1 protein-coding gene is annotated in these 793 nt (G+C 44.8%); it reads right to left on the bottom strand.

The features are described from left to right. A partial coding sequence (locus tag AC6CH4_RS25905) for a PKD domain-containing protein (RefSeq protein ID WP_498108213.1) occupies positions 1–793 on the bottom strand: 793 nt, incomplete at both ends.

The raw sequence follows: 793 nt of genomic DNA, 5'->3' as shown, positions 1-793 counted from the left end.
CTCTGCTGTTCTCACCGCTGTTGAAGAAGCCGTGAAATTTGAGACCGGAAAACCTACAGTAATCATATCGGCAACTGTTTTGGTATGGCTCCCTGCATCGTTTGTCACCCTAAGGGCAACACTGTATATGCCCGGTTCTGTGAAGGTAAAACCCGGGTTTTGCTCTGTTGAAGTAAATTTCTCAACCCCCTCCCTGCTGATTGTCCACAACCAGGAAGTTGGCGCGTTACCCGAAGTATCGCTAAACGTTACAGTACCTCCTGTTTTCACCGCTGTTGAAGAAGCCGTAAAATCAGCCACCGGTAATGTTGTTACCCTAATCATATCGGCAACTGTTTTGGTATGGCTGCCAAAAGCATTGCCCACCGTAAGTGCAACACTATACAGACCCTGTTCTGTGAAGGCAAAACTAGGGTTTTGCTCTGTTGAAGTGAATTTTAAAGCCCCTTCCTTGTTAATTTTCCACAACCAGGAAACAGGAGCCCCCTTTGATGCATCGGTAAAAATTACAGTATCGCCTGTTTTAACAGAAGTGGACCCTGCCGTAAAATCAGCCACAATAATACCTACAGCAATCATATCGGAAACTGTTTTGGTATGGCTGCCAAAGGCATTGCCCACCGTAAGCACAACACTATACAATCCCTGTTCTGCGAATGTAAAACTTGGGTTTTGCTGTGTTGAAGTGAATTTCTCAACTCCTCCCTTGCTGATTTTCCACAACCAGGAAACAGGGTCATTTTTTGAAGTATCGGTAAAGAGAATACTATCACCGGTTTTAACAGAAGTGGAT

The organism is Flavobacterium sp. GQ95 (genome assembly GCF_059758655.1).
The sequence above is the reverse complement of the archived record's forward strand: the minus strand, read 5'-3'. Positions and strand labels throughout refer to the sequence as shown.